This is a genomic window from Bradyrhizobium sp. P5_C11_2, assembly GCF_054049755.1.
The window spans coordinates 1-7,069 of sequence record NZ_JBFULT010000400.1 but is presented as its reverse complement, the minus strand read 5'-3'; the positions used below and the strand labels follow the sequence as shown (position 1 = coordinate 7,069).

6 protein-coding genes and 1 pseudogene are annotated in these 7,069 nt (G+C 65.1%); 4 read left to right on the top strand and 3 right to left on the bottom strand.

Going from position 1 to position 7,069, the window contains the following annotated elements; genetic code table 11:
* Positions 1-117: 117 nt before the first annotated feature.
* Entirely contained in the window at positions 118-1,662 is a 1,545-nt protein-coding gene (locus ACXJL8_RS29015; RefSeq protein WP_456686022.1) for a GMC family oxidoreductase, read from the top strand.
* Positions 1,663-1,691: 29 nt separating this feature from the next.
* Here the strand turns inward: ACXJL8_RS29015 and ACXJL8_RS29010 are convergent, their stop codons facing one another.
* Entirely contained in the window at positions 1,692-2,642 is a 951-nt protein-coding gene (locus tag ACXJL8_RS29010; RefSeq protein ID WP_456622214.1) for a LysR family transcriptional regulator, read from the bottom strand.
* Positions 2,643-2,837: 195 nt separating this feature from the next.
* Here ACXJL8_RS29010 and ACXJL8_RS29005 point away from each other — a divergent pair, with 195 nt between their 5' ends.
* Positions 2,838-3,581 carry an SDR family NAD(P)-dependent oxidoreductase gene (locus ACXJL8_RS29005; protein WP_456686021.1) on the top strand — a complete coding sequence of 248 codons (744 nt, stop codon included), beginning with the start codon at positions 2,838-2,840 and terminating at the stop codon, positions 3,579-3,581.
* A gap of 15 nt (positions 3,582-3,596) precedes the next feature.
* Positions 3,597-4,502: an alpha/beta fold hydrolase gene (locus ACXJL8_RS29000; RefSeq protein WP_456622212.1), complete on the top strand. Its 906-nt coding sequence runs from the start codon at positions 3,597-3,599 to the stop codon at positions 4,500-4,502.
* A gap of 17 nt (positions 4,503-4,519) precedes the next feature.
* On the opposite strand, the gene chrA is transcribed toward ACXJL8_RS29000, so the two are convergent.
* Both chrA and ACXJL8_RS28990 read right to left on the bottom strand, forming a co-directional pair.
* Positions 4,520-5,908 (bottom strand): chromate efflux transporter, encoded by a 1,389-nt coding sequence (gene chrA, locus ACXJL8_RS28995; protein ID WP_456622211.1) that lies wholly within the window; start codon positions 5,906-5,908, stop codon positions 4,520-4,522.
* Positions 5,908-6,726, bottom strand: coding sequence for a chromate resistance protein ChrB domain-containing protein (locus tag ACXJL8_RS28990; RefSeq protein ID WP_456622210.1), 819 nt, complete (start codon positions 6,724-6,726; stop codon positions 5,908-5,910). The genes chrA and ACXJL8_RS28990 overlap by 1 nt, the downstream gene beginning before the upstream one ends.
* A 194-nt stretch (positions 6,727-6,920) precedes the next feature.
* Between ACXJL8_RS28990 and ACXJL8_RS28985 the strand changes: the two are divergent.
* Positions 6,921-7,069: pseudogene (locus ACXJL8_RS28985) on the top strand (cation transporter); the annotation flags it as partial.

Sequence of the window (7,069 nt, the reverse complement as noted above, 5' to 3'; positions counted from 1 at the left end):
ATCAGGCGCCGGCGATTCCGTGGGGCCAGTTCGCCCAGCCGGCCGCCTATCGCGCCATTTGGCGTAATCTGATCCCGTCCGCCATCCCGGTGTTCTGGAACGTTGAGAAGTAACGCGATGTACGATGTCATTGTTGTCGGCGGCGGCTCGGCCGGCGCCGCGGTTGCGGCAAGGCTCTCCGAGGATCCCGCAAGGCGCGTCCTGCTGCTCGAGGCGGGGCTCGACTGGCGCGCCGACGAGKCGCCCTGGGAGGTGATGACGCCGAATCCCATTCCGATCATCCACAAGCGCGAGTTCCAGGAGAAATGGCAGTGGCCCGATCTGCTGACGCGGCGGGTGGCGGGCCAGGAGCCGCGCTTCTACTGGCGCGGCAAGGGGCTCGGCGGCTCATCGATGATGAACGGCCAGATCGCGATCCGTGGCGTTGCCGACGCGTTCGACGAATGGGCGGCCAATGGCTGCACCGGCTGGTCGGCCAGGGACGTGATGCCGTTGTTCTCGGTGATCGAGGATGATCTGGAATTCGGCGGCGTCGAGGGCCACGGACGCGGTGGACCGCTGCCGGTCTATCGCGCGCCGCCCGAAAAATGGGGCCCGATCGATCGCGGCTTGCGCGATGCGGCGCTGGCGAGCGGCTACCCGTGGTGCGCCGACCTCAACGGTCCGGACGGCGAGGGCGTCGCCTGCTACCCGATCAACAGCCGCGACAGCCGCCGCATCACCACCAATGAGGGCTATCTGGAGCCCGCGCGCGGCCGCGCCAATCTGGAGATCCGTGGGCATGCGCTGGTCGACCGTGTGCTGATCAGCGACGGCCGTGCGACCGGCCTCCGCGTCCATGTCGAGGGGCAGGGCATCAGCGAGATCAGCGCACGCCAGATCGTGCTCTGCGCCGGCGCCATCCACAGTCCGGCGATCCTGCTGCGCTCGGGCATTGGGCCCGCCGACGAGCTGAAGGCGATGGGGATCGCGGTCGCGCAGGACCTGCCGGTCGGCCGGCACTTCTTCGACCATCCGCTGTTTCGCGCCACCATCCAGCTCCGCGAGGATCTCCGGCCGACCGATCAAGACACCCGCCACACCAATTGCTGCGTGACCTATTCCTCGGGCCTCGCCGACGGCGGCAAGCGCGACATGATCCTGATCGCCTTCAACCACCGCGGCATCGGCGTGCCCGGGGCGATCGGCGCCGGGCTGTTCAACGCCTACTCTCGTGGAACGCTTAAATTGGCCTCGATCGACCCCGCGATCGATCCAATCGTCGAGGAGAACATGCTGGCCGATCCGCGCGACATGCTGCGCATGATGGATGCGGTGAAGCGATTGGCCGTCATCACCTCCCAGCCGGCGCTTTCCGGCATCGCCGACTGGATCCGGCTGACCGACACCGATCTGACGCTGCCGCAAGCAGCGGCGCTGCCGGATCACGAGCTCGATGCGCTGCTGCGCCGTGAAACCGGCGACATCCAGCACGCCGCCGGCAGCTGCCGCATGACTGGCTTCAAGGCGGCCGATGGCGTGGTCAATCCCGACGGCACGGTGAAGGGCATCGCCGGCTTGCGCGTCGCCGACGCCTCGATCATGCCGTCCGACTGCCGGGCCAACACCCACTTCACGACAGTGGTGATCGGCGAGGCGATCGCGCGGATGATGATGCGATAGCCGTCGCGCGGGTAGCAGCCGACCATTGCTCACCCGCGCCGATCGAGATCGACCTTTGCTAGGGGACTTATCCCGCTTTCTGCTTCGCCCTCGACGGATGGCACAAGGTTCGCGGCGAGAAAGTCCACGAAAGCTCTGAGCTTGGGAGCGAGTTGCCGGCTCGACGGCCACAGGACCCGTAGCGGTCCCGAACGATCGGTGTAATCGTCGAGCACGGGGACGAGCAGACCTTCGCGAAGCTGGCGGTTGATGGCGAAGTCCGGCAGGTAAGCGATGCCCATGCCCTGTTCCGCCATATAGATGAGCGGCTCAAGCGTACTCGCCACGACCGTTTTTGGCAGCTCGCTCTCGATGTCGGCATGCTCTCCCCGCAGCGGCCATCGCTCGAACCTTCGGCTGGTCGGAAACATGTGGCGCAGACAGGCATGAGCCTTGAGGTCGTCGGGGGTCTGAGGAACGCCTTTGGCCGCCAGATAGGCCGGCGATGCCACCAGGCGTCGGCGATACATGACCAAAGCCCGGGACATCAAGCGCGTGTCGCCGGCGTCGGCGAAGCGCACGACGGCGTCGAAGCCTTCCTCGATCACATCGACGACCCGATCGCTGAAATCGAGATCCAATGTTATGTCCGGATATGCCCGCATGAACGCGACCAGAGTGGGCATCATCAGCATGCCGGCCAATGGCAGGGCGACACGCAGCGTGCCGCGCGGAGTTTCGTGCGTCTGCGACAGCTCAAGCTCGGCCGCTTCAATCTCAGCAAAGATGCGACGGCAACGCTCCAGAAACCGGGCACCTTCCGCGGTGAGCGTGATGCTGCGCGTGCTGCGATGGAGAAGGCGCACGCCGAGCCGTTCCTCCATCCGCGCTACCGCCTTGCCGATCGCTGACGACGACACGCCAAGCTGCCGTCCTGCGACCGTGAAATTTCGGGCTTCCGCCGCCCGTACGAAGGCATTGAGCGACCCCAGACTGTCCATAGGCGAGCCTCCATTTCGGACATTATAGTCCGATATGTTTGGAATTGCGGCCCAATTTTCAAAACGTTCAGGTGCGCTCATCTTCGGCCCAACGCCGCGGTCTCTTTCTGCTCACTCAAGAGATGGAGACGACGGGCGGTCCAGGGCGGAGGGAGCCACCTCTGCTCAAAATCTTGCTTTTTCAAGGAGATAGTCATGTCATCGTCAGTCGTATTGATCACGGGGGCCCTCACTGGCATCGGCCGCGCTGCAGCAGTCGCGTTCGCAAAAGCAGGCCATCGCGTCGTTGTTTCCGGCAGAAAGCCGGATGCCGGGGAGGCCTTGGTCCGCGAACTCCGTGCGTCCGGTGCCGAAGCCGAGTTCGTCCAGGCCGACGTGCGCAAGGAAGACGATGTCCGTCGCCTTGTCGACCGCACGGTCAAGCGCTTCGGGCGTCTCGACGTCGCGGTGAACAATGCCGGCACCGAAGGCAAACCGGGCCCGATTACGGACCAGACCGCGGAAAGCTACGCCGCGACGTTCGACACCAATGTTCTCGGCGTGCTGCTGAGCATGAAGCACGAAGCCCGCGTCATGAAGGGACAGGGCAGCGGCAACATCATCAACATCTCCTCGACCTACGGGCATGAGGGCGCGGCTGGAGCGTCCATCTATGTCGGCAGCAAGCACGCCGTCGAAGGCATCACCAAGTCGGTGGCGCTCGAACTCGCGAAGTCGGGCGTCCGTGTGAACGCCGTGGCTCCCGGTCCGACCGACACCGGCATGTTGACCCGCTTCRCCGGCACGCCCGAGAACAAGGCGGCTCTGGTGACGACCGTGCCGATGGCCCGCCTCGGCCTCTCGGAGGAGCTTGCCAATGCGATCGTCTTCATCGCGTCGGAAGGCGCCTCATACATCACCGGCCATGTCCTCCAAGTCGATGGCGGCAAGAGCCACTGACTGTCGGGGCTTTCCATGACCCAACACAATCACCAGACCGCTCCCACGCGGTTCATCGAGGCCAACGGCACCCGCTTCGCCTATCGCCGCTTCGGCAGGGCAGGTGGCGTGCCGCTGGTCCTCAACCAGCATTTCCGCGGGACCATGGATCATTGGGACCCGGCCGTCACCGACGGTCTGGCCGGGAACCGCGAGGTGATCCTCTTCAACAATGCGGGCGTCTCGAGCAGTTCAGGCCGGGTCCCGACGAGCTTTCAGGAAATGGGTGCAAATGCGATCGCCTTCATCAAGGCTCTCGGGCTTACCAAGGTCGACGTGCTCGGCTTTTCCATCGGCGGCATGGTCGCCCAGGAAATTGCAATCCAGGCTCCCGATCTCGTTCGCCGGCTCATTCTTGTCGGGACCGGGCCGCGTGGGGCTGACATGGCAACGAGCAGATCAGCAGAGATATTCGCCGCCACCTACGACTCGCCGGAGTATCTCTGGCTCGCCGTTCACTTCTCGCCGTCCCCGTCGAGCCAGGCCGCAGGCCTCGCCTTTCTGGAACGCAAGCTTTCCCGCGACGATCGCGATCCCGAGGTGAGCGGAGAAGCTGCATCCGCACAGCGCGAAGCCATCGGCAAATACATCGCGCCGGCTGAGATCGACCGTCTGAAAAATATCCGTCAGCCGACGCTGATCGTGCAGGGCAGTGACGATGTCATCATACCTACGGTGAACTCTTACATCCTGCAACAAAACCTGCCGAATGCGCAGCTGATCCTTTATCCGGATGCAAATCACGGGTCGTTCTACCAGTACCCGGAACTCTTCGTGTCGCAAGCCGACCAGTTCCTCAGATCGTCACTGCAAGGCGACGATGCGAACCTGCAACCCGCCGAGCGGCTGCCATTCCCCTCCATCGTCTCGGGAGGAATTTAGCTGGCTGGGACACGGAGCTAGATCACCCCCGCCAGCCGCAGCGCCACGCCCGCCGCGCAACTGCCGGCCAGCACCGTCAGCATGCCGAGCTTGAAGCGGAAGATCGCGGTGGCGGCCGCGATCGACAGCAAGAGCGCTGGGACATCGACGCTGGTCAGCACCGGCCTGTCGAACGCGAACGGAAAAGCGTGCACCGGCGCGGTCTCGCGGAACAGCGTGTGCAGCGCGAACCAGATCGAGAGGTTGAGGATCACGCCGACGACGGCGGCCGTAATCGCGCTGAGCGCGCCGGCAAGGCCGATGTTGCCGCGCAGCCGCTCGATATAGGGCGCTCCGACGAAAATCCAGAGGAAGCATGGCGTGAAGGTCACCCAGGTCGCGAGCAATCCGCCGAGCGTCGCAGCTAACATCGGCGACAGGCCGCTCGGGTCGCGGTAGGCCGCCATGAAGCCCACGAACTGGAGCACCATGATCAACGGGCCCGGCGTGGTCTCGGCCATGCCGAGGCCGTCGAGCATCTCGTGCGGCTTCAGCCAGTGATAATGCTCGACCGCCTGCTGGGCGACGTAGGCCAGCACCGCATAGGCGCCGCCGAAGGTGACCAGCGCCATTTTCGAGAAGAACAGCGCGATCTGGCTGAACACGTTGGCCTCTCCGAACGCCGCGAGCAGCGCGATCACCGGCACCAGCCACAGCGCGAGCCATATCGCGCCGACGCGGACCGCGCGCGCCAGGTCGGGGCGGACGTGATCGGGCACGGCCTCGCCAAGCATGCTGTCGATCGCGGCGCTGCTGCCGCCATGGCCGTGACCGGCCGGCGCGAACTCCGGGCGGCCGCTTCGTGCGCCGGCATAGCCGATCAGGCCGGCCGCGATGATGATGATGGGGAAGGGCACGGCGAAGAAGAAGATCGCGACGAAGGCGATCGCGGCCAGCGCGATCATGATGCGGTTCTTCAGCGCGCGCTTGCCGACACGCACCACGGCTTCGACGACGATGGCGAGCACGGCGGCCTTCAGGCCGAAGAACAGTGCCTCGACGAAGCTGACATTGCCGAAGGCGGCGTAGACGTAGCTCAAGCCCATGATGGCGATGATGCCGGGCAGGATGAAGAGCCCGCCCGCCATCAGACCGCCGGCGGTGCGGTGCATCAGCCAGCCGATATAGGTCGCAAGCTGCTGCGCCTCGGGTCCCGGCAGCAGCATGCAGTAGTTCAGCGCATGCAGGAAACGGCCTTCGGAGATCCAGTTCTTCTCCTCGACCAGGATGCGGTGCATCACCGCGATCTGGCCCGCGGGGCCGCCGAAGCTCAGCACGGCGACCCGGAGCCAGACACGAAATGCCTCGTTGAAGCTGATGCCGTGACCGGCATCAGCTCCGTCCGCCTGAGTGGCGCGGGTATCCATTACGCCTTCACCTTGTTGGTCGGCCAGTTGTGGGTCTCGGTGGTGGCGTCCCGGCACCAGCGATAGAAGGCGTCGTAGAGCAGCATGCCGGCCTCGAGCTGTTCGAGGTCGTCATCATACATCCGCGACAGCCCGAGCGAGGCCGCGAGCAGGCCGGGCGCCTCGGGGGCGAGGTCCGGCCGCGCCGTGTCGGCCCCGCGGACCAGGGTTGCGAGCCGCTGCAGGGGCGGGATGGCGAGGCCGAACTCCTCGACCATGACGTCGAACGTGCAGAGCGGGCCGCGATGGCTCCAGAACACGTTTTCGACATCGAAGGGCGCCGCGTTGAAGCGCTCGCCGACGGCGACCACCTCGGAGGGTGCCACGAACAGGAACACCGCGTTGGGGTCCACGAAGCGGCGGATCAGCCAGGGGCAGGCGATGCGGTCGACCTTGGGCCGCGCGCGCGTTACCCAGACGGTGCGTCCCTTGGCGTCGCGCGGCGGCAGCTTTGTTGCATCGACCAGCGGCAATTTCGCCGCCTTCCAGCCCTCGAAGCCGCCTTCCAGCGCCTCGGCCTGCGCGCCGAGTTGCCTGAGCCAGGCCGCGGTGCCCTGTGCGAGCTTTTCGCCGCGCAGGCAGGAGACGATMGCGGAACGGCCGGCGAATTCGCCGCCCCAGTCCGGAACGTTGTTGTGGCTCAGCTTGATCGAGCCGGGGATCAGCCGCTGGTCGGCGGCAAAATCCTCGTCCGTGCGCACGTCGATCAGGGCAGGGGCGTTCGCCGTGCCGATCAACCGTGCCAGCTTGTCAGATGATATCGTCGCAAAAGAAGACATGATGCGCCCTCGTAAAAGAACAACGGGACGCGATTCTTGGGCTTGTCGCCTCGTGGGGAGATCGCTCAATCCCCATGAGGTCGATTACAACGAAACCGCGCCGGACTGTCAATCGCCTCGTGCCACCGATTTTGCCCACACGCTCCGCAGGTCTATATTGCCGGCCAACGGACCTGACCTTTCGGAGCCCCCCGATGCATTCACATTCCATCGACCAATGGACCCATGACCATGCCTTCCTCGGCGAGAAGCACGAGGAGAACGAGCGGCGCACCTGGTTCGTGGTCATCCTGACCCTGGTCATGATGGTCGGCGAGATCGTGGCCGGCTCACTGTTCGGGTC